The organism is Archangium sp. (assembly GCF_057119385.1).
Window position 1 is genome coordinate 110,326 of the sequence record NZ_DBNGVP010000164.1, and the last position, 22,459, is coordinate 132,784.

The following is a 22,459-nucleotide window of genomic DNA, read 5'->3' on the forward strand; positions in this document are numbered from 1 at the left end:
ATGGAACCCCGCCCTGTCTCGGGACAGAGCGGGGCAGGTGCACTAGGCCCGGTAGGTGCGTGCCACCGACTCCATGCGCTCGGCCGCTTCGCGCAGGGAGCTCGTGGCGCGCGTGGTGGCCTGCACTCCCTGCATCGTCTCTTCCATCAGCGACGACAGGTCCGACACCGCGGTGAAGATCTGCGAGATGCCCGCGTTCTGCTGGCTCACCGCCACGGCGATCTGCCTCGCCGCTCCCGCGTTGTCCTTCACGATCGACGTCAGCTCCCGGAGGCTCTCGCCGCTGGCCTTGATCTGCGCCAGCCCGCCCTGCATCTGCTGCTGCCCCTTCTCCGTCATCGACACCGTGTCCTGGATGGACTTGCCGATATCGTCCAGCAGCTCCCGCACCCGGTCCGTCGACTCGATGGACTGGTCCGCCAGGGCGCGAATCTCGCGCGCCACCACGCCGAATCCCTTGCCGTGCTCGCCCGAGCGCACCGCCTCGATGGCCGCGTTGAGCGCCAGCATGTTCGACTGGTCCGCCAGATCCTTCACCGTCTGGGCGATCTCTCCAATCTGCTGCGTCCGGTTGCCCAGCATCAGGATGGTGCTGGCCAGCCGCCCCACCTTCTCATGCAGCTCCTGCAGCCCCGCGATGCTCGCTCCCAGCGTCTGCTCGCCCAGGCGGCCCACCTCTTCCGCCCGCTCCGTCACCTGCAGCACCGCCCGCGAGCGCTCCTCCGCCATCTTCGACGTCTGTTGAATCTCCTGCGCGGTGACCTGTGTCTCCTGGATGGCCGCCGCCTGGCGCGAGAGGTTGCGCTCCTGGTGCTCCGCCGCCTGGCTCAGCTCCGCCACCGCGCCGGTGAGCACCCGCGTGCCCTGCTGCAGGCCCACCGTCGTCTGGCGCAGCTGCTCCATCATCCGCGAGAAGGCGTGGGCCAGCTCCCCCACCTCGTCCCCGCTGTTCACCTCCACGCGGTGCGAGAGGTCTCCCTCCTCGAGCACGTGCGTCACCGCCTCGCTCAGCGCGGAGATGGGCCGGGCGATGCCACGCGCCAGCCACCACGAGCCCGCGACGGCCAGCACCAGGAAGAACCCCAGCATCCCGAGCGCCACCGTGGCCGCCTGCGCCAGCGGGGCATACGCCTCCCGCGCGTCCAGGGTGGCCACGAAGTGCCAGCCGTCTCCCACGTCCTTTACGTCCGTGCCGTTGATGGCCTCCTGCGACACGGGCCGCACCAGCGGCGCCGCATCCGCGGGACGTGAGTTGAAGAGCACCGTGCCCTCCTCGCTCCGCACCTCCAGGGCGAAGCTGTCCTGGGCGCGCTCGCGGGCCCGCTGCATCGCGGCCTTCACCACGTCCCGCACCTGGCTCCAGTCATACGCGGCCAGCAGCACGCCGATCCGGGCGCCACTGGCCGGGCTCTTCACCGGCGCGGCCAGCGGCAGCACCCGCTTGCCAAAGGCCGCGTCCTTCTCCCGCGCGAGCGCGTCGGCCGTGAAGCGCCCCTCGAGCGCCGCCCGGTACCACGCCGTCTCGCGCACCTCCCGCTCCCGGCCCTGGAAGCTCTTGAGCAGCGCCTCCGAGCTGGCCGACACCGCGCGGCCCTGCTCGTTGAAGAGCACGAAGCCGCTGAGGGAGGGGTGGTGCTTCACCAGCCCCGCCAGCACCGCGTCGCTCTTGTCGTAGGTGTCGAAGAGCAGCGCCCCGCGCAGGATGGCGTCCTCGGACCAGCCGCGCACGTTGGCCTCGCGCTCGGCGAGGATGCGCTCCACCAGATCCTTCAAGCCCTCGGCCTCGGCCCTCAACGTGGCGTGGATCTGCTTGGACAACGTGCGCCGGGTGAAGGACAGGCCCACGCCGGTGACGGACAGGATGGCGAGCGCCGAGAGCATCGCCACCGACAGCGTGATGCGGCCGCGCAGCTTGAGGCCTCGCGAGAGGGGGAGGTTCATGGTTTCAGAGCTCGAGCAGGGAGAGGGACACGGTGAGGGCGCCGATGACGCGGGCGCCATCCTTCACCGGCAGGGACACCTGGACGACATAGGACTGGGAGGAGTCGTCGAAGAAGGGTTTTTCACGCAGCTCCCCACCCCGGCCTCCATTGAAGGACTGGCGCCACTTGGGCTCATCGCCCTGCCAGTAATCGGACGTGCGCCGCGTGGCGCCCACCAGCGCGCCCTGGTTGTCCATGACGAAGGCCTCGGCCACCACCCGGCCCAGCCGCTCCCGGTAGCCGCCGAGCGTGCGCGCGCACGGGTTGCCCAGCAGCTGGCGCTTGAGCGGGGTGAGGGCCGGCGTCGCGCGCCACTCCTCGTCCCACTGCCGGATGCTCTCCAGGGACACGCGCCGCGCGTTCTGCTTCTTCACCTCGCGCACCACCGACGGATCCGTGGCCATGCGCCGCAGCTCGGGCATCAGCCCGTCCACCTTCTTCATCTGCGCCGCGCCGTCCGGCGGCACGTTCGCGAGCAGCAACAACGAGACGAGGGTCCACATCGACATGTCCCACCAGTCTACCGGAAGGGGACGCGCGCACCCGTGTCGGGCCCGCGCCCCTGCTCCCCCTCCATGCGGACACGGTGGGACAGCCCCCGGCGGGCGCCACGGTGGTAGACGTCTACCAGTGATGTCGTATTTTGTCCTACCTGAGTGGTAGACGTCTACCACCGAAGGCCGCGCGCCGGGCGGGGGGCTGGGGTAAAGGGACCGCCATGAACGAGAACCTGCGAATCGCCGTGGTGGGCGCCACGGGCGTGGTGGGCACCGAGGTGCTCTCCACCCTGCTGCAGCGGGACTTCCCCGCCGAGCAGCTCAGCGTGCTGGCCTCGGAGCGCTCCGAGGGCGAGGAGGTGGAGTACGGCGAGGAGACGCTGGAGGTGGAGCCGGTGTCCGCCGAGACGCTCCGGGGCACGGGCCTGGTGCTGCTGGCCACCCCGGCGGACGCCTCGCGCACCCTGGCCCCCCTGGCCCAGGCCGCGGGCGCCTGGGTGGTGGACGCCAGCAACGCCTTCCGCGCCGAGGGCAACGTCCCGCTGGTGCTCCCCGGCTTCAACTCCGAGGTGCTGGGCGCCTCCTTCAAGGGCCGCATCGTGGCGCTGCCCTCGGCGGTGACGACGGCGGTGGCCACCCTGGTGGAGCCGCTGCGCCAGGCCTTCGGCGTGGCCCAGGTGCAGGTGACGGCCCTCATGGGCGTGTCCTCCTCGGGCCAGCGGGGCCTCAAGGAGCTGGAGCAGCAGACGTCCGCGCTGCTGTCCGGCCGCGAGCCCGAGGCCCACGTCTTCCCCCACCGCGTGGCCTTCAACCTGGTGCCCCAGGTGGGCCCCTTCCTGGCCAACTCGCCCTGGACGGAGGAGGAGGCCGGCTGGACGCTGGAGTGCGCCCGGCTCTTCGCCAGCAAGGGCGAGGTGCCCGTGGTGGCCGGCACCGCCGTGCAGGTGCCCACCTTCTTCGGCCACGGGCTCAGCCTCCACGTGCGGCTGAAGAAGCCCGCCCCGGTGGACCAGGCCCGCGCCGCCCTCAAGGGCTCGCCCGCGCTCAAGGTGCTGGATGCTCCCACCGAGAAGGTCTACCCCCTGCCCAGCCTCGTCACGGCGGATCCCACCATCCATGTGGGCCGCCTGCGCTCCTTTCCCCAGGCCCCCGAGTGGCTCACCCTCTTCGCCACCGTGGACAACGCCGGCCGGGGCGCCGCCCTCAACCTGGTGGAGGCCGGCCTGCGGCTCGCCGAGTCCTCCGCCTGACAATTTGGCAACGCCGCCGGGCCGCTCCTGCCCATTTGACCGGGGGCGGGGGCCTGTCCCCCCCGTCACCCCCCGGAGGCGGGCCGGGTTTCTCCTGGCCTCGGGCTTGCTACCCTCCTTCCCGCCCATGCGTAACCTCCTCTTCACCGCAGCGGTCCTCCTGTCGTCCGCGGCGTTCGGACAGTTCGGGTCCCAGGTCCAGGTCACGGTCCAGTCCGCGACCAATACGGCCAGCCTGAGCGTCGGTCCGAGCCAATGTGGATCGACGAGCACCTTCAACTGGCGGGTGGCCGGCACGCCCTGTACCGAGCTCTCCCTCTGGATCACCACGGACACGGACTGCCGGGACTCGGCTTCCGCGCAGACGTCGGGATCCACCCGCTCGCTGTCCTCCATTCCGCTCACCACCATCACCTCCTCGGGTGGCACCGCGACGGCGACCTTCCAGGTGTCCAACCTGCCCATCTTCTCCACCTCCGGCTCGGATGCGGGGACGGGCTCGTGCGGTGACCCGGGGATCGAGTCCACGATGCGGCTGTGCGCCGCGACGAAGACGGCCGATGCGCTGGGCTCGTGCAGCTCCAACGTGGTGAAGGCGGCGAAGCCGTTGGAGATCACCTACGACACGAAGAGTCCCGATGCGCCGTCCATCTCTGGCGTGGCCGCGCTGGACAAGGCGCTGAAGGTGACGGTGGATGCGCCGGAGGACGCCCTCCAGGTGAAGGTGGTGGCGTTGCTGGCGGGCGTCGAGGTCTCCAATGAGCAGCAGGGCGTGGCGGCGGGGGCGGTGCGGGTGGCGAACCTGCAGAACGACGTGACGTATCAGCTCGAGGCCTATGCCATCGACGAGGCGGGCAACCAGAGCCCGGCGTCGGTCGCGAGCGAGGGCACGCCCACCCGGACGTTTGGCTTCTATGAGCGGTACCGCGAGGCGGGCGGCGAGGAGACGGGGTGCGGTGCCACGGGCGGAGGTTTCGCGGGCGGAGGCATGCTGGCCGCCCTGGGTTTCTGGCTGTTCTCAAGGAGAAATCGTTCATGACTCGAGCAGTGGCCCTCGGCATCGCGGTGGTGCTCACCGCGCTCCCAGGCGAGGCGCAGGAGATGTCCGATGTGCCCACCCAGACGCCTCGCAGCGGTGCCGTGGAGATCCGGCTCGGAGGCTACAAGCCGGCGCTCGATGCGGAGGAGGCACTCGCGGGGAAGCGGCCGTACGCGGATACGTTCGGCGCCTCCAGCATGCTGCTCGTCGAGCTGGAGATGCAGCGCTTCTTCTACCAGGGCATCGGCACGGCGGGCGTGAGCGTGTCGCTGGGGTACGCGGAGAAGTACGCCGCCGCCCTGACGGATGCGGACGTGCCGTCCGCGGAGCGCACCGGCCTCCACGTGCTGCCCATCCGCGTGCGCGGCGTCTACCGGTTCGACTACCCGGCGTTCCGCTGGGGCATTCCGCTGGTGCCCTACATCAAGCCCGGCCTCGTCTTCACGCCGTGGTGGTCCACCAAGGGCGGGGAGATCGAGTCGCCGGAGGTCGGCGGCACGGGCAAGGGTTTGAGGTTCGGCTGGGAGGTGGCGGGTGGTGTCGCCTTCCTGCTGGACGTGCTGGAGCCGCGGCTGGCGCGCGACTTCGACTCGGACCTCGGGGTGAATCACAGCTATCTCTTCGCCGAGTACACGTACGCGAAAGTGAACAACTTCGGCAGTAAGGGATTCGATCTCTCCGACGGGTACTGGATGTTCGGACTGGCGCTGGATTACTAGACCGTACATGAAAGCGCATGTGCGAACCTTTCCTCGAGCCCTGACAGTCCTCGTGGTGGTGGCCGTGGCCCTGGCGGGTCCCGGCTGCCGGAGGGCAGTGAAACCGGAGGCGGGGGGAGCTCGCACGGTGGAGGCCGGCGTGCCGGTGGGCTTCGGCTCCGAGGCCCGGGACGCGCCGGAGGTGACGTGGGACTTCGGAGACGGCTCGCCGCCGCGGCAGGGCGCGCGGGTGTCCCATGCCTTCCCGCGCGCGGGCAGCTTCCAGGTGCGCGCGCTGGAGAAGGACGCGGTGCTGGCCAGCGCCTCGGTGACGGTGGTGCCGCGGCCGGTGCTGCGCGCCATGCCCGCCGACGCGGAGGTGGCGGTTTTCTTCCCCCGGTTGCGCGGCAACGTGGAGCCGCTGGTGGGCTTCTTCGCGCGGATGTTGGGCCAGGCCCAGACGCGGCAGGCGCTGGAGGAGGCGCCGCTGTTGTCGCTGGTGCTGCGTGAGCTGCGGGGCGAGCCCCGGCTGGTGGATCCGGAAGAGGGCGTGGGCTTCTTCTCTCTGCCCGGCTTCGAGGGCACCGTGGCGCTGCTGGGCGTGACGGACGCCGAGGCCGCGCTGGAGGCGGTGGTGGAGGAGCTGCGCTCCGGTGGCGCGCGTGTCGTGGGGCGCGAGCCCGGGGGCAGCGTGCGCTTGGAGCGCGAGAGTGGGACGCCGATGCTGCTCTTCGCGGACCGGGGCTACCTGTACCTGGTGGTGCCGGACTCGCCGGAGGAGGCGGGCGGGGACGAGGACGACGAGCAACAGGCGAGCGGGCGCATCGAGAAGGTGCTGGCGCAGGAGGGCGGGACGGCGGTGGCGGACGAGGCGGCGATCCGGGCGCGGATCACGGGCATGAGCGGCCCGGGGCTGTCCGAGCAGCCGCTGCTCACGGAGCTGAGGCCGAAGGTGGGCGCGGGCAACGTGCACCTCTTCGCGCGGGCGGAGGACGGGGACGACTCCGAGGGGATTCGAGGCCTGTGGGCGGCGCTGCGGGTGGAGGAGGCGAGGGCGGAGCTGGAGGGCTGGGTGGCCTCGGACAAGTCGCTCTTCGCGGGCAAGAGCGGGCCGGGCTCGGAGCTGCTGGGCAAGGCGCCCGCGGATCCGATCGCCGCGCTGATGGTGTCCATGCCGCCGGAGGAGATGACGAAGCTCGTCTTCGGCGCGCCCGGCTCGGAGCGCCGCGAGCGGACGTTGCTGCGGCTGAAGGAGCAGGGCTTCGACGCGGCGGGCGCGGATGAGCTGCTGGGCGCGCTGCGCGGAGACATGACGCTGCTGGCGTACTTCGACGCGGTGGCCTTCTACCGCAACTTCTTCCTGGGCAACCGGCAGCCGGAGCCGCGCGGCACGCTGCTCTTCCAGGCGGGACTGGTGCGCTCCGAGCCCGTGCTGGAGTGGCTCACCGGGCGGCTCAAGGAGCGCGGGCAGCCCTATGAGGTCTTGAAGGGCGCGGACGCCACGCGCCTGCGCACGCGGGTGATGGATCAGCCCGTGGAGTTCGCCGTCTCGGCGGACCGGCTGACGGTGAATGGCGGCGAGTCGCTGGGGGCGCGGCCCTCGGGCGACGTGGGCGTGGCCCTGCGCGAGCGTTATGGCGCCCAGTCCTTCGAGCCGGGCCACCTGTCGGCCATGGTGGACGTGGGCCGGCTGCGCGCCGAGCTGGAGGCCCCGAAGGAGGTGCCCGGCGTGTCACCGCAGCAGCTGCCCGTGGCCCGCTCGCTGGTGGGCACGCTGATGGATCAGCTGCCGCCCGTGGAGAATGTCTTCATCGACTTCGCACCCGAGGAGGGCGGCGGTCGCTTCCGGGCGCGCGCCGAGCTCCGGGAGCGGAGCAGGTAGGGAGCCGTGTCCAACACCATCACCGTCCTGTATTTCGCCGCGGCGCGCGAGCGCGTGGGGCTGCCGAGAGAGCCGCTGGAGTTGCCCCCGGGAGCGCGCGTGTCGGACGTGCTGCGCCTGCTCGCCACGCGTCACCCGGCGCTGGCGCCCCTGTTGCCGCACCTGCGGGTGGCGGTGAACCAGGAGTTCTCCGACGCGGAGGCCGAGGTTCCCGCGGGCGCGGAGCTGGCCCTCATTCCGCCGGTGGCCGGAGGCAGTGGCGGCCTGTTCCGCGTGGTGGACCGGCCACTGCGGCTGGACGAGGTGGTGGAGGCGGTGTCCGGCGAGGCGTATGGCGGGCTCGTGACGTTCTCCGGCTCGGTGCGGAACCAGACGCGGGGCCGGCGGGTGCTGCGGCTGGAGTACGAGGCCTATCCGCCCATGGCGGAGAAGAAGCTGGCGGAGATCGGCGGCGAGGTGGCCGGGAAGTTCAACGGGACGCGGCTGGCGATCGTGCACCGGGTGGGGACGTTGAAGCCGGGCGAGCTGGCCGTGGTCATCGCCGCGGCGGCGCCGCACCGGAAGGAGGCGTTCCTCGGGTGCGAGCACGCCATCGAGCGGCTCAAGCAGGACGTCCCCATCTGGAAGAAGGAGTTCTTCGAGGACGGTGAGGTCTGGGTGGGTCTGGGTCCATAATCTTCCCTCTCCCCTCGGGAGAGGGGAAATTGACGAGGGACACGGCCGCGGGTCGGCGCATGTGCCCGGGGCACGCCTTCAGTGGACACCGAGATTGGCGGGCAGCGTCTTCACACCCGCGTCGGGCTTCTGCGCGTCCGGTGAAATGGGCCGGGCCGGCTGGTCCACCCCGAGCCTCTTGCGCTCGGCCTCCTCGCGGTCGCGTGCCGCCTTGAGGGCGCGGGCGTTGGACTCGGCCATCTTCTCGGGAGAGGGCCCCGCGAACAGGAATCCCACCGGCAGGCTGAGGAAGAGGGCCGCCCCCATCGCCACCCAGCCGAGATCTCGCAGCCGCACGGCCGCCTCGCGCTTGCCCGCGACCGAATAGGTGATGTGCAGGGCGAGCTCGCCCTCGCACAGGCGCAGCAGATCTCCCTGCAGGAGCTCCACCGAAATCCGGTCCCCGGTCCGCTGCAGCTCCGCTTCCGGGATGGGACGGAAGGCATCGCCGCGCCGGCTGCGCTCGACACGCGAGGCGGGAGGCACGAAGACGCGGTAACCCTTCTCGGTGCGCTCGGCGAGCAGGAAGGGCTCCTCCGGCAGGGTGAAGCCGTAGAGGGGCAGGGCCGTCTTCTCATCCTGCGCGGCCAGCACGCGCGTCTGCTCGGGGGCGAAGCTCCACACCTCGTTGCGGGTGGTGCCCCAGAAGAGCTCGCAGAACAGGCCGTCGTGCTTCGCCTCGGTGCTCTTCGCCTGGGTGCTCATGAGGGACGCAGCATAGGCCCTTCCCGGAGCCTTGGCGCCGTCTTCGGGCGGGCGAGCGTCGTCCGGGGGGCACTTCCGGCCGGGTGGACAGCGGCGGGCCGGGCACGGACGCTCACTCGCCGAGCCCGTCCGCCCGCGGGGGCAGTCCACCCTCCGAGGCCGCGGGAGCGGGGAGGGTGGCCGCCGCGGGGCTCGAGGGGCCCGCGTCGGGCGGGGCCACGGCGGCGGTGCGGGTGAGCCGGATGTGCTGGCGCAGGTCCGCGAGCGCCACCGTCAGCACCACGCCCAGCAGCACGAGGAAGCCCACCGCGTGCACCACCGTCTCCACGCGGGGCGGCACCTTGCGGCGGCTCACCGTCTCGATGAGGACGAAGAGCATCCGTCCCCCGTCCAGCGAGGGCAGGGGCAACAGGTGGAAGAGGGCGAGCGCCATGGAGAGACTCACCACCACGCGCAGGAAGGAGCCCCACCCACTGCCCGCCGCGCCCGAGGACTGCTTCACCAGGCCCACGGGGTTCGCGTCCGCCATGCTCCGCCGTCCCTGGAGGAGGCCGCCGAGCATTCGCGAGCCCTCGGTCACCAGGTTGCCCGTGTGCGCCACGGCCTGCAGCAGCGCCTGGCCTGGACCATGGACGCGGTACACGTACTGCTGACTCACCCCGATGCGGCCCTCGCCCCGCTCGTCCGGACGCGGGCGCACTGTCACCGCGCGCGGCTCACCCTGGCGCTCGACGCCCAGCTTCAACTCGCGGCCGGGGTTCTGGGCGATGAGCTCCACGAAGCCGCTCCAGCTGTCCAGCGGCTGGCCGTCCACGCTGACGATCCGGTCCCCCGGCAGCAACTGGGCGCGCGCCGCCTCGGAGCCGGGGTTGATGGTGCCCACCGTGAGGGGCACCACCACATGCGTGCCCGAGGTGTAGAGCGCGAAGAGGACGCCCAGGGAGAACAGCCAGTTGGCCAGCGGCCCCGCCAGCAGCACCAGCAGCCGCTTCGCCGGGCGTTGCGCCGAGAAGTTCGTGGGATCCGCCGCGTCCACCCCCGGCTCGTGGGGGTTCATCCCGTGGATGCGGGTGGAGCCACCGAGCGGGACGGCGCCGAGCACGTACTCGGTGCCGCGGAACTTCCAGGAGAAGACGGCGGGGCCGAACCCGAACGTGTACCGGTCCACCCGGACGCCGAGCAGCCGGGCGGCCACGAGGTGTCCCAGCTCGTGCAGCGCGACGAGCAGGCCGAGGGTGAGGAGGAGGGGGAGGTAGTGCATCCGGGAGTGCCGAGCCTCAGAGCTTCCGCCGCTGGCCCGTCCGCTTGTAGGCCAGGTAGTCGGCGAGGATGGTGCCGTGGTCGAAACACAGCTCCGCGGGCAGGCCATCCACCGGGAAGGCGCGGGCCTCGGCGGCGTCGTCCGAGCCCGTGGGCTCTCCCGAGGCGCGGCAGAGGTAGACGGTGGACGCGGTGTGCTTGCGTGGGTCTCGGGACGGGTCCGAGTAGGTGAAGAACTGCTCCACCACCTCCACGTCCAGGCCGGTCTCCTCCCTGGCCTCGCGGGCGGCGGCGCGATCGAACCGCTCGCCCTCGTCCACGAAGCCGCCGGGCAGGGCCCAACCGAGGGGCGGGTTCTTGCGGCGGATGAGCACGAGGCGCTCCCCTGGCAGCTCGATGATGCAATCCACCGTGGGGAGGGGGTTCTTGTACGTGGCCATGGAGCGGGCAGTCTAGCCGCTGGTCCCGCCATTGCACCCTGCACGTGTGCGCGGGCTGAGCTAGCCTGCACGCCGTGGCCGCCCACCGACTGTTCCGTCCGCTCCTGCTGTCCGCCCTGGCACTCGCCTCTGGCCTGGGCTGCACCAACGCCTACCTCCAGAACGAGGGCCCCTATGTGTTCACAGCCACGGAGGTGATCCGCGACGACTGCGGACTGCTCGCCGCGTCCTCGGTGCAGGACAGCTGGGACTCGGGTGAGCTCATCATCACCGGCGACGTCGTCCGCATGAACTACGAGCTGATGGACATGCAGCTCATCGGTGCGTTCCTCGAGGGCGGCTTGACGGAGGATGATGGCTTCATGCTCGATGGCAGCGTGGCCAACGCGCCGCTGAGCGCGAAGGGGACGCAGTGCACGGTGGATCAGGTGGCGGTGCACCTGGAGGCCACGACCCGGTGTGCCACGCAGTTCGACGGGGTGCTGCGCGTGCGCTACGAGCCGCGAGTCGAGCAGCCCGAGTGCGCCTGCCAGGTGTGGATGCGCTATCAGGCCGTCCAGAACGCCCGGCCCTGCATCCTCCCCGCCCCCGCGCCTTGAGCAGGGACTACGGCCTTCCGAGGAGTGGCACCTTCTTCCAGTGCTGCTCAATCCGTTGCTTGTAGCTCTCGGGAATGGGGAGCCCGGCGCGGAGCGTACTCCACGAATCCAGCGTGGCCTGCACCGCTTGTCTCACGGTCGGGAGGACTTCCTCGTTGCCGAGCTTCAGCTTGCGTGCGAGTCGTTCAAAGCTTTCGAGGGAGACATCCTCGAAGCGCTTGGAGCGGGAGAGATTCAAGGCCAACGTTTCATTGGGCATGTACTGGATGGTTGATACGAGGTCATAGGCGGGCGAGAGCGTGGCGTGGATGCCATCCGGGTACAGGAGGGACCAGTTCTTGTGGTGGGCATCTCCGTTGCCAATGGCGATGATGAAGATGAGCCGGCGAAGGAACTCCTGGAACGCATCGGGTCCAGCCACGTTGAGCAACACGTTCGCGGTCGTCTCGTAATTGTATTTCTTGTACTTCTCGTCCGAGTAGAGCCCCAGCACCTGCGCCATGTCCTCCATATGGACACGCTGGCCGGGTGCCGGGCGGTCGAAGCGGCGGATGGCGAAGGCCATTCCCTCACGGAGTGCGACGCCCTCGGGAAGGCCCTTGAGGTCGGTGACCGCTTCCAGATGGAATTCGGGCACGGTGATGCCAGCGGCGCGTGCCCAGCTCATCATCGAGAATTCGTTCTCGGGGACGAGGTCGTAGCGATTGTCCGGCAGCTTGACGATCCAATCGCCACCCCGGCCACTCGTGGGCAGGGTCATACCCCGGTCCTGGCGCAACATGGAGAACTTGAGCTGCACGCCCGCCAGGGAGAATCGGAGCTGCTCCTGCAGGGGCGCGGCTTCTTCCTCGGCTCCCAGCAGGGGCTCGGAGGCGTCTCCACCCAGTGCACCCGCCGGAGTGATGATGAGCGCGCCGGGAAGGTCCTCACCCAGCCGCGCGATGAGGAAGAACTCCCTTTGGGGGTGCACGCCCAGTTTCTTCGCGATGAGCTCCCGCAGGGGGCCCTCCGGGAGGAGATTCGAGAAGAAGGGCAACAAACGCATCCGGCTCGAACGCCGCCGGGTGAGGTCATCCTCGAAGGCCTGTCCGAGAATGGGCCGCGGATACCTCTGGCGGTACTCCTCGGAGATGACGAACTCCGTATACTCATCCTCCAGGAGGTTCAGCGTCCCGACGTGGACGTCGCCCAGTCTGACATCGAGGATGCCAATCTCCTTGCGCAGGAGTTGCATGTCAGGCCTCGTCCTCGTTGGGGATGAGCAGGGATTGGAGCGGTTTGCGATCCGATTCCAGCCAGCGTGCTTTCGAGTCCAGGAACGTCGCGAGGTGTTGCTCCAGGAGCTTCAGACGGAGGGTCAGGAATCGCAGCCTGTCTCCTTGCTGGAGGGCCTTGAACGCAGGCGGTGAGATGCCATGGCTCCCGAGGACGTCTGGGGAGGCGTGCTCGAGCGCGGCAAGCAATGACTGCCCGGGGGTTTCCGGATGGAACATCCGGTTGGCGAGTCCTTGCATCAAGCTCTTGAGCTGAGCTGACTCGTCATCAGGGCGCAGGCGAGGGGCCTCGGTGAGGATCTGCCCGAGGGCGTTGGAGCCCTGCGTGCCAATGATGGCGGGGACATCCAGGACTTCGCCGGAGTGGAGCTCTCGTGGATGCAGCCCGAGCAACGCGTTGATCTGCAACCTGGTTTCCGCGGTACGGTACTTGAATTCACGCAGGTCGGGTGCCCGGGTGAGGAAGTGGGGGAGCTCGGCGAGCAAGGCTTGGATCGACTCATCCTCGTTCTGCCCGATGACCGTCAGGCTCTTGCGCACCGCGGGAACGAGCTCTCCCCGATGCGCGCCGGTGATGGCACCACGCCAGAACCAGCGTGCAAGCAACTCGCGTGAGCGTGCGGAAGGCTCGGGGTGGAGATGGAAGAAGCGCGCCAGGATGACGAGGGGGTGCTTGTGTGGCAGGAGCTCGACGTGAGGAATTCCCGCATCCCGCTTGAGGAAGACGATGGTCTCGCGCAGGGCGCGTTCCGTTTGACGGAGCGCACCTGGCAGGTCATGGACGCCCTCGAGTTGATGCCACCTGCCTCGGGTGATGTCGAGACCTTGGGTGGCGAGGACGGATCTGCGCAACCATTTCTCTTCGATGGTGCCAAATCTCATCTCCTCCAAGCCGCGGGACAAGGAATGGAGATCCGAGGGATGCTCTAGATGCCGGCCCCCAAGAATCGATTGGAGCACCTCCGCTTCGGAAAGGGTCTTGCTCCTGAAGTTCAGCCGCTCGACGATGACGGGGAGGGTTTCCTGGGCATCGGCTTCGACGATGTACGCCGGTAGCTGGTACTCCCCGAGCAGCTTGCCGAGTCCGACGGCGGTCCTGGTGTGCTCTGCCGGGCCAGGATGACGGCCCAGCCAGCCGAGCAATCGCTCACTGTCCGCCACCACATTCATGGGCAGCCAGTGCGGGGGCGTCGGCCCCCGGCGGGCAGGCCGGACGAGCTCCTTCTGCTCCAGGTCGAAGTAGAGCTCGAAGTCATCGGAGCCCCCTTCACCCTCGAGAGTGGGGTGAAGCAGTACCCCGGCCAGAGCGGTCACACGATGTTGGCCATCCACGACCCACAGGGCTTGAGCAGTCTGGGGCGCGTCCAACTTCACCGGACCGATTTCGATGTGTGCCGCAGGCGCCTCGTGCTGCCAGAAGAGCAGCAGTCCGATGGGATAACCACGGTAGACGCTATCCAGCAGCTCTTGAATCTCCTGGGCCTTCCATTTGAAATGCCGCTGGATTTCGGGGATTCGGATGCTCCCCTGTCGAACGCGGTCCAGCAGCTCCTTGACGCTGAAGGAGGTTGCTCTGGGACGTCGCGTGAGGGGCGAGAGAGGTCGCATGGCGGGTGCTTACCGACGAGCCCGAGGGATGTTACCTGACAGGTGGGCCGAACGAGGAGTAAAACTCCTCGGCTCCCTCACCGCTCCAGGTGGGTGATGCCGGCCTCGAGCAGCGCGGCCACGCCTCGCCGGGCCACGTGCACCACCTTGTGCCGGTGGGGCGTGCCCGGCTGTGTGTAGTGGCTGCTCACCTTGTGGTGCAGCTCCGTGGCGCCCCAGACGAGCACCAGGTCTCCCCACTCCAAGTCACTCTGCGCCTTCACCGCCGTGCGCCGCTCGGTGCCGTCCACCATGCGCAGCTCGATGCTCCCGCCGAGCTTGTCCTCCAGCTCCTCGCGCACCGCCGGCGAGCCGCCCACCACCACCACCCGGCGCACCCCATGGCGCCCACACGCCTCCAGGAAGGCCGTCTCCGCGCGCTGGTTGTTCGAGCCTCCGCAGTGCTCACAATGGCTGCGCGGCTCCACCAGCAGCGGCTCCCGGCCGCTCGACTTCGCCACCTGCTGGCACGGCGCCGCCGCGCACACCCGGTAGAAGCGCTCCGCCAACACCTGCTCGGCCTTCGGCAGCTTGGGCTCGCTGATGCGCACCTTGCGCGCGCTCGTGAGCCCCGTCTCCTCCAGCGCGGCCCGGGCCCGGGCGCGTGACTCCCCGGAGGTGATGCCCCGTTCGCCCAGCCACCCGTCGATGTCCTTGTCCGCGCTCACTGCTGCCCGTTCTCCGAGAAGAGATCGCCCTGGATGGGCCCGCCCACCTGCGGGGGTGCACTGAGTCCCAGCGCCTCCCGCACCGGCCCGAAGCTGCGGCGGTGGATGGGCAGCACGCCCTTCTCCCGGATGCACTGCACGTGCTCGGCCGTCGGGTAGCCCTTGTGATCCGCGAGCCCATATCCCGGGTACTGCACGTCCAACTCCCGCATCAGCCGGTCCCGCGTCGTCTTCGCCAGCACCGATGCCGCGGCGATGCTCAGCGAGAGCGAGTCTCCCTTGATGATGCCGCGCTGGGGCAGGGTGCACTCGGGAATCGTGAAGGCGTCCAGCAGCACGTAGTCCGGCTGAGTCCCCAGCCCCTGCACCGCCCGGTGCATGGCCAGCAGACTCGCTCGCCGGATGTTGAGCCGGTCGATCTCCTCCGAGTCCGCCTGACCCACCGCCCACGCCACCGCGCCCCGCTTGATGGCCTCGGCCAGCTCGTCGCGGCGCGCCTCGTCGGCGATCTTCTTCGAGTCGTCCAGCCCCTCCAGCTTCCAGCCCCGGGGCAGGATGGCCGCCGCGGCGACGACCGGGCCGGCGAGCGGTCCCCTGCCTGCCTCGTCCACCCCGGCGATGTGCGTGTGGCCCTGCTCCCACAGCTCGCTCTCGAAGCGCAGCAGGTGGCGCAGGCGCTGGCCCTCGGCACGGTTCTTCCCCTTCAGGCCTCGAATGCGGCGGGCGAGTGCCTTCGCCCCCTGGCGCGGATCCGCTTCCAGCGCCTCCAGCAGGCCCGTGGGCACGGAGCGGGACTGGGTCACGAAGCGCTCGGTCAGCTCCGTCAGGGAGCACCGGAGGAGGTCTTCCACACTCGACATGGCGTCCTCAACCTAGCGAGTCGGGACGCGCGGGACAAACGCCGAGTGAGGAAGCAGCCGCCCGGAGGGGCTTACGGGTTGAGCTGGAGCTGTACCGAGGTGGGCTCGGGGTGGCAGTGGCACTCGTCGCACGTCCAGGCCACCTCGGCCGGGGCGCTCACCTTGGAGCCGGCGGTGGCCGTCAGCCGCACCGTGCCCTCGCCGATGTCCTCGTTCACCGCCGTGGTGACTCCCCGGTCTCCCGTCGTCCCGGTGATGGTGCGACCCGTGACCACGTGGGTGGCCGTGACGAGGGCGTCCGGTACCGGAGTACCCTGTGCGTTCACCACCTCCACCCGCAGCGTGATGAGTTTCTCGGTGCAGGGGTCCCCCTGCCGGTTCACCCGCAGGCCCCCGTCACACGAGACGAGGGACGCGAGTCCCAGCAGAAGCAGCAGTTGGCGTGCCCGAAGCATGCGGAGGGATTGCGCACGGCCCCTGCAAGCGGCAACGCCGGATGTCAGCTGGTGGGCGGAAGACGGCCCCGCGCGAAGCGGGAAGCCTCCGTATCCGGGTACCGGTCAACGATGTACCGGTACACGTCCTCGGCGCGCGTCTGCTCCTGCATGCGCTCGCCCAGCACGCGGGCCAACAGGACGAGGGCGCGCGGGGCCAGCGGATCCTCCGGCGCCGAGTCCGCCACGGACTCCAGCGCCCGCACCGCCAGGGCGTTGTCCCCCTGCGCCGCCGAGGCCTGCCCGACGAAGAGGTGCACCGCCGGAGGAATGCGGGCCTTCGGCAGGAAGCCCAGCGCGGTGTAGAGCGCGAGCGCCTGGGGGATGTCGCGGGCCTGGACCGCCGTGGAGAGCTCCTGCAACCGGGCCTCGGGGGAGGGGGCCGCGGCTTCCGCCGGGCTGGGGGCCTGGAGCGCGGTGGGGTCCACGCGCAACGTGGTCCTCGGCGTGGCCTCCGCTGGCAGCACCGGGGTGAGGTAGTCGCTCGGCGCACCGTACCCGAGGGCATCTCCGCGCGTGTGGATGAGCAGCCCGAGCACCCGCGCCATCGTGAAGACGACCAGGCACTCGAGCACCTGGGCGAGCCAGCGCGAGATGACGAGCTCGAAGGGGAGCTCCCGCAGGCTGGAGCTGACGGAGCGGACGGCGAGGTAGACGAGGCCCAGGGCGAACAGGGTGACCACGGCCACCGCGTAGTCCCGTCCGAGGCGGAGCATGCCCCTCACGGCCGGCAGCGGGTTGAGCGTGTCCAGGAGGCTGTTGCTCGTCACCGCCATCATCAGCGCCATGGGCAGCCAGGCGAGGCTGGTGAGCCCCAGCAGCCACGCGAGGGGATCTCCGAGGAGCCGCTCGGTGGGGAGCGAGTGGAACCTGCCGGTCATGTAGAACATCGAATCGCTCAGCAGGCGATCCACGTACTGGGAGACGTCCCAGCCTCCGGCGAACGCGAGGTAGAGCAGGAAGGTGAGCCACACCACGCTGGTGGCGAGCAGGCCGCGCAGCGCCGGGAGGAGCCAGTCGTTGAAGACGTCGCCGTAGTCCGGGAGGGGCACCTCGTTCTCGCCGCGCACGCTGGCGCGCATGATGGAGAAGAAGGCACCCCAGAAGAGGCCGGCGCCGATCGCCGCGGGGGCCAGCCGCGCCACGATGAGTGTGATCTGCGTCATGAAGTCGACGACGGCCATGACGGCTCCGAGCCCCGCCGCCACCATCAGCCCTTGCCGGGTGAAGGGATAGCGCCACACCTGGCGCAGCCGCTCCGGGAAGGAGGCCAGCTCCGAGCGGTGCAGGAGGATCGTGTCGGCCCGGCCGCCGCACGCGCGGCAGAAGAGGAGATCCACCGTCTGCATGCGCCGGGCTTCCACGCACTCGGGGCAGAGCGGGGCCGCACAGTCGGTACAGCGCCAGCCGGCGGTGGCGGTGGGGTGGCGTTTGCAGCGGGCGAGGCGTCTGGGCGGCATGGCGCTCCTCTGGAGCGGGAGCCTATCCGGTCGGCTGGCGGGGGTGTACGGTGGGGGGCTAGCCAGGCTCCTCCCAGGGGGCGCCCAGCCAGGCCTGATAGGCGGCCTTCTGCGCGTCGGTGGGCTTGTCCACCCGGGCCAGCCATACGGCATCCGCGGGCTTCTGGCCGAGCGTCACCGGCACCTCCACCAGCCGGTCCCGGCGGAACACCGTGAGGCGCACCGTGTCCCCCGGGGACTTGTCCTCGGTACGCGACAGCAGCCCCGCCGCATCCACCCGCCAGCCGTCGAGCGCCACCAGCTCGTCGTCCACGTACAGCCCCGCCTCCTGCGCGGGTGAGCCGTCCAGCACCGTGGCGATGGTGGCGCTGCCCTTGGTGGTGACGCCCAGCCAGCCCTTCGGCTTGGGCTCGCCCTTCACCCGCGGCGGAGGCGAGCCGCCCTTGTCGCTCGAGGACTCGCGCGGACGGAAGCGCACCTCCAGGCCCACGTGCCAGAAGACGGAGTAGTCCAGCTCCTCCGTGCCGCGCACCGCCCGGTCGAAGAAGGCGCCGAGGTCCTTGCCCGCCACCTCCGAGGCCGCCGCCTCCACGCCGTCCTCGGGCACCCCGGACTCGTCGCCGTAGCGCTGCCACAGCAGCCGCATCAGATCATCCAGGCTCCGCGCGTCGTTCGTGGCGCGGCGCAGCTCCAGGTCCAGCAACGCGGCCACCACCTCGCCCTTGAGGTAGTAGGAGATGGCGCTGTTGGGCGAGTGCTCGTCCGGGCGGTAGTGCTTCACCCAGCTCACCAGCGAGGCCTCGGCCAGCGTCTGCGTCTTGCGGCCCGGCGTGGCGTGCAGCGCGGAGAGCGTCTCGCCCAGGCGCGTGAGGTAGCGGCCGTCGCTCATCAACCCCGCGCGCAGCACGAAGACATTGTCGTAGTAGGACGTGCCCCCCTCGAAGGCCCACAGCAGCGAGGTGTAGTTCTCCTGCGAGTAGTCGAAGGGCACCAGCGCCCGCGGCTTCACCCGCTTGATGTTCCACAGGTGGAAGTACTCGTGGGCCGCCAGCGTGAGGAAGTCCTCCCAGCCCCGCGCGTTCTGCAGCCCCGCGCGCGGGAAGAGCAGCGACGTGGACGCCTTGTGCTCCAGCCCTCCGCGGCCCTTGTCCGTGAGGTAGACGAGGAAGAGGTAGCGCCGCATGGGCAGGCCGCCATACATCCTCGCCTGCGCCTCGACGATGCGCTGCAGGTCCGAGCACAGCCGGCTCGCGTCCGGCACCGAGTCTCCCCACACCACCACCTCGTGCAGCACGCCCGCGGCGGTGAAGGTGTGCGGCGTGTGGGGCCCCACCTCGAAGGGGCTGTCCACCAGCTCGTCGTAGTCCCTCGCGACGAAGGCCTCGCCCCGGCGCTCCAGCGCGGCGAAGGCCCTCCAGCCCGCGGGGGCATCCACGGTGACGAGGTGCTCCTGGCCGCGCGTGGCCTCGGTGTAGAGGAAGAGGGTGGCGCCGTTGAAGTAGCCGTGGGTGCCGTCCAGGTGGCTGGTGCGCACGGTGAGCTCGTTGGCGTAGACGCGGTAGCGCAGCGTCACCGCGTGCCCCCGGGCCTGGACGCGCCAGGTGCGCTTGTCCACGCGCCGCACCGCGAGGGGCGCGCCTCCCGGGCCCATGGCACTCAGGTCCTGCACGTGCCGGGCGAACTCGCGCACCAGGTAGCTGCCCGGAGTCCACACCGGCAGCAGGGCCTCGAGCACCTCCGGGCCCGCGGGGAAGGTCGCCTCCACCTCGAAGAGGTGCGAGTGCGGACGGAGCATCGAGACGCGATAGTGGACCGCTTCCGGCATTCCGGGCCCTCCAGGGGGCGAGAGGGGGACAGCATCGCCAGGGGACGGGCCCAGCCGCCCCCCGGCTTACAGGCTACTTCGCGCGCACGAGGATGGCTCCGAAGAATCCATCCGTGCCGTGCAGGTGCGGGGCGAGCCGCAGGTAGGGCCCCGGGCCCACCTTCGCGCCCAGCTCCGGCCCGAGCTGCTCGGCCACCGGACGCACCGAGTAGTCCGGGTGCCTGGCCAGGAAGTCCTCCACCACCTGCTCGTTCTCCTCGCGCAGCACGCTGCACGTGCCGTAGATGAGCCGGCCTCCCGGCTTCACCATCTGGGAGAAGCGCTCCAGCAGCCGCTTCTGCCGCGCCACGTGGTCCGCGAGCATCTCGGGCGTGAGGCGGTAGCGCGCATCCGGCTTGCGGCGGAAGGTGCCCGTGCCGCTGCACGGCGCGTCCACCAGCACCCGGTCCGCCTTGCCCTGGAGGGGGGCGATGGCCGCGTCGGCCTCGGGGCCCTCGGGGGGGATGACCTGGGTGCGCACGTTGTGCACCCCGGCCCGGCGCGCGCGCTTGCGCAGCTCGTCAATCCGCCACTCCTCCACGTCCAGCGCGTGCAGATCGCCCCGGTTCTTCATCTGCACGGCGAGCTGCAGCGTCTTGCCGCCGGCGCCCGCGCACGCGTCCACCACCTTCGTGGGCGGCGCGTCCACCAGCATGCCGAGCAGCTGGCTGCCCTCGTCCTGCAGCTCGAACCAGCCGTCGCGGAAGGCGTCCAGCGAGAAGGCGTTGGTGCGCGTGTCGAGGATGAGGCCGAGCGGCGACAGCGGGGTGGGGGAGGACTGCACGTCCTGCTGCTCCAGGAGCGTGCGCAGCTGCTCGCGAGGGCCCTTGAAGCCGTTGACGCGGGCGGTGAGGGGGGCGCGCTCGTTCATGGCCTCGGCGGCGCGCTCGGCGTCGTTACCGAAGACGGCGCGGAAGTGCGCGGCGAGGAAGTCCGGCAGCGAGGCGGCGATGGGGAAGCGCTTGTCGCGGGGCAGGGCCTCCAGCGCCCGGGCGGCCTCGGGGAGGGCGGCGAGCACGTCGGCGTCCGAGCCATTCAGCGAGGAGGTGCGGGCCACCGCGTCGATGGGCTCGCCGTGGAGGATGCGCGAGGTGGCCAGGCGCAGCACGTCCTGGCGCGTCTTGTCGAGGCGCGGGAAGCCGCGGTGGGCGCGCTCGAGGAGGAAGTCCACCGTGAGCTGGCGGCGCAGCAGGGCGTACACCCGCTCGGCCACGGCGCGGCGCTCGTTGGAGTAGAGGTTGCGCTTGTGGCGCAGGGTGAAGTCCAGGGCCCGGTCGGCCAGGCGGCCCTCGTGGCGGATGAAGCCGTAGGCCTCGAGGCTGGCCTGGAGGACGAGGTCCTCGCGCAGGGGGCGGGCCGCGCGCGCCGCCTCGGACTCGGAGGAGGGCGGCTGACGTCGGGACTGGGGCGCCCGGGGGGGCGGGCGAGGGTTCTTCTTCATGAAAAGCTCCGGGGGGCCCGGGATGCGGGCCTGCTCTGTCGGCAGGCGAGCGAATCGCATCCCGGGCGCTCAATGACAAGGGTGGAGGCGTTTCGTCGCGTTTCCAGGGCGCCTCCGCCCCCTCCCCCGGCCTGCCGGCTAGCGGCGGCGACGGCGGCGCAGGGCCCCGGCGAGCACCAGCATGCCCGCGGGGAGCAGCGCCATCGCCGGGCCGGTCGAGCAGCCCGGGGCGTTGGGGTCCAACCCCTCCACGTCCTCCGAGCCGCCGGGCAATCCGGGGTTCCCGGTGACGGGGCCCGGGGTGGGGGTCGTGGGCTGGGTGATGGTGCCCGGCTGCTCGGTGGAGGGGGGCGACGCGGGGTCGGTCACCACGGGAGGCGCCTCCGCGGCGGGCGGGAGGTCCTTGGTGAGGGAGAAGCTGTCGATCAGCTGGCCCGAGGGCGTCAGCACCTGGGCGGAGAGGGTGCCCTCCTCCACCTTCACGTCGAGGTAGCCGTGGTTCCGGTCGTTGCGCACCACGGTCCACGAGGGCTTGCTGGTGGCGAAGGGGCGCAGGGACGCGCCACCGCCGCCCACCACGAGGTAGGTGGGGTTGCGCTCGCCCGAGGGGCCCACCGCGTTGCCCTTCATGGGCTGGCTGCGCTCGTAGTGGTGATCGTGCCCGGTGAGGACGAGGTCCACCCCGTACTTCTCGAAGAGGGGGGAGAACTCGCGGCGGATGAGGGGCTGCGAGCCGTGCTCGCCGCTGCTCCAGGGCGGGTAGTGGAGGAAGACGATCTTCCAGGGCGCGTCACTGGCGGCGAGGTCCTGCTCCAGCCACTTGCGCTGCGAGGCCAGCGAGCAGCGGTCCTGCGAGGCCATGCCCAGGGCGCAGTTGGCATCCAGGCCGACGAAGTGCACGTGGCCCCAGTCGAAGGAGTAGAAGTGCTCGCCGCCGGTGGAGCTGGTGGGCAGGTAGAGGTTGTCGAAGTAGGGCTGGGCCCGGTTGGTGACGTACTCGTGGTTGCCCGGGACGGCGACGGAGGGCACCTGCGCGAGCAGGGGGGCCATGGGGACGAAGAGGTTGTTCTGGAACTCGGCCTCGGTGCCCGACTCGTAGGCGTTGTCGCCGAGCATGAGGAAGAGCTCCGGCTCGCGGGCGAGCATGGCGTTGGCCACGGCGCGCTGATCGGCGTTGTTCATGCCGAAGTCGCCCACGGCGGTGAAGTGGACGCCGCGGGTGCCGGGGACAGGAGCGGTGGAGAAGCGCACGGGGTTGGTGCGCGCGCCACAGGCGTCGACGAGGTAGGTGTACTCGGTGCCGGGCTGGAGGCCCGAGAGGACGATGGCGTGGTTGCGGCCAGCGTCCGCGGACTGGGCGGACTGGCCGGTGGAGCCGTGGGTGCCATAGCGCACGGCGGGGACACAGTTGCCATCGAGCCGGAAGGCGATGGTGGCGGTGTCCGGGCCCACGCGCTGGAGGTAGGGCTGGCGGGTCAGGCTCGCTGCGCTGGCGCTGCTCGCGGAGAAGGTGAGCGCCGCGGCCACTGCGCCGAACGCCAGGGAATACAGTCGGTGCATGGTGCCTCCTGTCCGAGCCATTCGGACGGGGAGTGCAACCCTCCACCGTTGGACATCCATCCAATTCTCGACGGCCGCCCGCCTGCCCCTCGGCGGGTGGGCGAGGGGTCGTCGAGCTTGGCGGG

General features: G+C 70.5%; 20 protein-coding genes. 6 read left to right on the forward strand and 14 right to left on the reverse strand.

Annotated elements, in window-relative coordinates; all coding sequences use genetic code 11:
• Positions 1–42: 42 nt before the first annotated feature.
• Complete coding sequence (locus tag AC16DP_RS40220; RefSeq protein ID WP_329732063.1) at positions 43–1,941, reverse strand: methyl-accepting chemotaxis protein; 1,899 nt, start codon at positions 1,939–1,941, stop codon at positions 43–45.
• A 4-nt stretch (positions 1,942–1,945) separates the two neighbouring features.
• Complete coding sequence (locus AC16DP_RS40225; protein WP_329732064.1) at positions 1,946–2,491, reverse strand: PDC sensor domain-containing protein; 546 nt, start codon at positions 2,489–2,491, stop codon at positions 1,946–1,948.
• A gap of 209 nt (positions 2,492–2,700) precedes the next feature.
• Here AC16DP_RS40225 and AC16DP_RS40230 point away from each other — a divergent pair, with 209 nt between their 5' ends.
• The 5 genes from AC16DP_RS40230 (at position 2,701) to AC16DP_RS40250 (ending at position 8,023) form a co-directional block, all read left to right on the forward strand.
• On the forward strand, positions 2,701–3,729 hold the full coding sequence (locus AC16DP_RS40230) for an aspartate-semialdehyde dehydrogenase (protein ID WP_329732065.1): 1,029 nt from the start codon (positions 2,701–2,703) through the stop codon (positions 3,727–3,729).
• A gap of 127 nt (positions 3,730–3,856) precedes the next feature.
• Entirely contained in the window at positions 3,857–4,768 is a 912-nt protein-coding gene (locus tag AC16DP_RS40235) for an MXAN_2561 family MXYO-CTERM-anchored protein (protein ID WP_329732066.1), read from the forward strand.
• A complete protein-coding gene (locus AC16DP_RS40240) occupies positions 4,765–5,487 on the forward strand; it encodes an MXAN_2562 family outer membrane beta-barrel protein (RefSeq protein WP_329732067.1) in 723 nt (240 codons plus the stop codon). Before AC16DP_RS40235 ends, AC16DP_RS40240 begins: the two co-directional genes overlap by 4 nt.
• Before the next feature lie 19 nt (positions 5,488–5,506).
• Entirely contained in the window at positions 5,507–7,348 is a 1,842-nt protein-coding gene (locus AC16DP_RS40245) for a PKD domain-containing protein (protein WP_329732068.1), read from the forward strand.
• Between the two features lie 6 nt (positions 7,349–7,354).
• A complete protein-coding gene (locus tag AC16DP_RS40250; protein ID WP_329732069.1) occupies positions 7,355–8,023 on the forward strand; it encodes a molybdenum cofactor biosynthesis protein in 669 nt (222 codons plus the stop codon).
• A gap of 78 nt (positions 8,024–8,101) precedes the next feature.
• Here the strand turns inward: AC16DP_RS40250 and AC16DP_RS40255 are convergent, their stop codons facing one another.
• The 3 genes from AC16DP_RS40255 to AC16DP_RS40265 all read right to left on the reverse strand — a co-directional run bounded on the left by AC16DP_RS40255 (position 8,102) and on the right by AC16DP_RS40265 (position 10,467).
• Positions 8,102–8,767 (reverse strand): hypothetical protein, encoded by a 666-nt coding sequence (locus AC16DP_RS40255; protein WP_329732070.1) that lies wholly within the window; start codon positions 8,765–8,767, stop codon positions 8,102–8,104.
• A 112-nt stretch (positions 8,768–8,879) separates the two neighbouring features.
• Complete coding sequence (locus tag AC16DP_RS40260; RefSeq protein ID WP_329732071.1) at positions 8,880–10,028, reverse strand: M50 family metallopeptidase; 1,149 nt, start codon at positions 10,026–10,028, stop codon at positions 8,880–8,882.
• A 16-nt stretch (positions 10,029–10,044) separates the two neighbouring features.
• On the reverse strand, positions 10,045–10,467 hold the full coding sequence (locus AC16DP_RS40265) for an NUDIX hydrolase (protein WP_329732072.1): 423 nt from the start codon (positions 10,465–10,467) through the stop codon (positions 10,045–10,047).
• A 74-nt stretch (positions 10,468–10,541) separates the two neighbouring features.
• Between AC16DP_RS40265 and AC16DP_RS40270 the strand changes: the two genes are divergently transcribed.
• Entirely contained in the window at positions 10,542–11,066 is a 525-nt protein-coding gene (locus AC16DP_RS40270; protein WP_329732073.1) for a hypothetical protein, read from the forward strand.
• 7 nt (positions 11,067–11,073) lie between these two features.
• On the opposite strand, the gene AC16DP_RS40275 is transcribed toward AC16DP_RS40270, so the two are convergent.
• The 9 genes from AC16DP_RS40275 to AC16DP_RS40315 form a co-directional block, all read right to left on the reverse strand.
• On the reverse strand, positions 11,074–12,300 hold the full coding sequence (locus AC16DP_RS40275; protein WP_329732074.1) for a type II toxin-antitoxin system HipA family toxin: 1,227 nt from the start codon (positions 12,298–12,300) through the stop codon (positions 11,074–11,076).
• Position 12,301: 1 nt separating this feature from the next.
• A complete protein-coding gene (locus AC16DP_RS40280) occupies positions 12,302–13,948 on the reverse strand; it encodes a DUF262 domain-containing protein (RefSeq protein ID WP_329732075.1) in 1,647 nt (548 codons plus the stop codon).
• 77 nt (positions 13,949–14,025) lie between these two features.
• Positions 14,026–14,655, reverse strand: a complete 630-nt coding sequence (locus AC16DP_RS40285; RefSeq protein WP_329732076.1) for a hypothetical protein — start codon at positions 14,653–14,655, stop codon at positions 14,026–14,028.
• Positions 14,652–15,515, reverse strand: a complete 864-nt coding sequence (locus AC16DP_RS40290; protein ID WP_329732077.1) for a ribonuclease HII — start codon at positions 15,513–15,515, stop codon at positions 14,652–14,654. Before AC16DP_RS40290 ends, AC16DP_RS40285 begins: the two co-directional genes overlap by 4 nt.
• A gap of 71 nt (positions 15,516–15,586) precedes the next feature.
• Positions 15,587–15,970: a carboxypeptidase regulatory-like domain-containing protein gene (locus tag AC16DP_RS40295; protein ID WP_329732078.1), complete on the reverse strand. Its 384-nt coding sequence runs from the start codon at positions 15,968–15,970 to the stop codon at positions 15,587–15,589.
• A 44-nt stretch (positions 15,971–16,014) separates the two neighbouring features.
• On the reverse strand, positions 16,015–17,469 hold the full coding sequence (locus tag AC16DP_RS40300; protein WP_329732079.1) for a B-box zinc finger protein: 1,455 nt from the start codon (positions 17,467–17,469) through the stop codon (positions 16,015–16,017).
• 58 nt (positions 17,470–17,527) lie between these two features.
• Positions 17,528–19,294 carry a M61 family metallopeptidase gene (locus AC16DP_RS40305; RefSeq protein ID WP_329732080.1) on the reverse strand — a complete coding sequence of 589 codons (1,767 nt, stop codon included), beginning with the start codon at positions 19,292–19,294 and terminating at the stop codon, positions 17,528–17,530.
• Positions 19,295–19,367: 73 nt separating this feature from the next.
• A complete protein-coding gene (locus AC16DP_RS40310; RefSeq protein ID WP_329732081.1) occupies positions 19,368–20,774 on the reverse strand; it encodes an RsmB/NOP family class I SAM-dependent RNA methyltransferase in 1,407 nt (468 codons plus the stop codon).
• 138 nt (positions 20,775–20,912) lie between these two features.
• On the reverse strand, positions 20,913–22,334 hold the full coding sequence (locus tag AC16DP_RS40315) for a purple acid phosphatase family protein (RefSeq protein ID WP_329732082.1): 1,422 nt from the start codon (positions 22,332–22,334) through the stop codon (positions 20,913–20,915).
• Between the last annotated feature and the right edge of the window lie 125 nt (positions 22,335–22,459).

Excerpts from the sequence above, each read along its gene's own strand:
- AC16DP_RS40275 (WP_329732074.1), bottom strand. The coding sequence starts at position 12,300 with ATGCAACTCCTGCGCAAGGAGATTGGCATCCTCGATGTCAGACTGGGC.
- AC16DP_RS40235 (WP_329732066.1), top strand. The coding sequence starts at position 3,857 with ATGCGTAACCTCCTCTTCACCGCAGCGGTCCTCCTGTCGTCCGCGGCG.
- AC16DP_RS40305 (WP_329732080.1), bottom strand. The coding sequence starts at position 19,294 with ATGCCGGAAGCGGTCCACTATCGCGTCTCGATGCTCCGTCCGCACTCG.
- AC16DP_RS40290 (WP_329732077.1), bottom strand. The coding sequence starts at position 15,515 with ATGTCGAGTGTGGAAGACCTCCTCCGGTGCTCCCTGACGGAGCTGACC.
- AC16DP_RS40265 (WP_329732072.1), bottom strand. The coding sequence starts at position 10,467 with ATGGCCACGTACAAGAACCCCCTCCCCACGGTGGATTGCATCATCGAG.
- AC16DP_RS40255 (WP_329732070.1), bottom strand. The coding sequence starts at position 8,767 with ATGAGCACCCAGGCGAAGAGCACCGAGGCGAAGCACGACGGCCTGTTC.
- AC16DP_RS40310 (WP_329732081.1), bottom strand. The coding sequence starts at position 20,774 with ATGAAGAAGAACCCTCGCCCGCCCCCCCGGGCGCCCCAGTCCCGACGT.
- AC16DP_RS40315 (WP_329732082.1), bottom strand. The coding sequence starts at position 22,334 with ATGCACCGACTGTATTCCCTGGCGTTCGGCGCAGTGGCCGCGGCGCTC.
- AC16DP_RS40240 (WP_329732067.1), top strand. The coding sequence starts at position 4,765 with ATGACTCGAGCAGTGGCCCTCGGCATCGCGGTGGTGCTCACCGCGCTC.
- AC16DP_RS40260 (WP_329732071.1), bottom strand. The coding sequence starts at position 10,028 with ATGCACTACCTCCCCCTCCTCCTCACCCTCGGCCTGCTCGTCGCGCTG.
- AC16DP_RS40225 (WP_329732064.1), bottom strand. The coding sequence starts at position 2,491 with ATGTCGATGTGGACCCTCGTCTCGTTGTTGCTGCTCGCGAACGTGCCG.
- AC16DP_RS40230 (WP_329732065.1), top strand. The coding sequence starts at position 2,701 with ATGAACGAGAACCTGCGAATCGCCGTGGTGGGCGCCACGGGCGTGGTG.
- AC16DP_RS40300 (WP_329732079.1), bottom strand. The coding sequence starts at position 17,469 with ATGCCGCCCAGACGCCTCGCCCGCTGCAAACGCCACCCCACCGCCACC.
- AC16DP_RS40295 (WP_329732078.1), bottom strand. The coding sequence starts at position 15,970 with ATGCTTCGGGCACGCCAACTGCTGCTTCTGCTGGGACTCGCGTCCCTC.
- AC16DP_RS40220 (WP_329732063.1), bottom strand. The coding sequence starts at position 1,941 with ATGAACCTCCCCCTCTCGCGAGGCCTCAAGCTGCGCGGCCGCATCACG.
- AC16DP_RS40280 (WP_329732075.1), bottom strand. The coding sequence starts at position 13,948 with ATGCGACCTCTCTCGCCCCTCACGCGACGTCCCAGAGCAACCTCCTTC.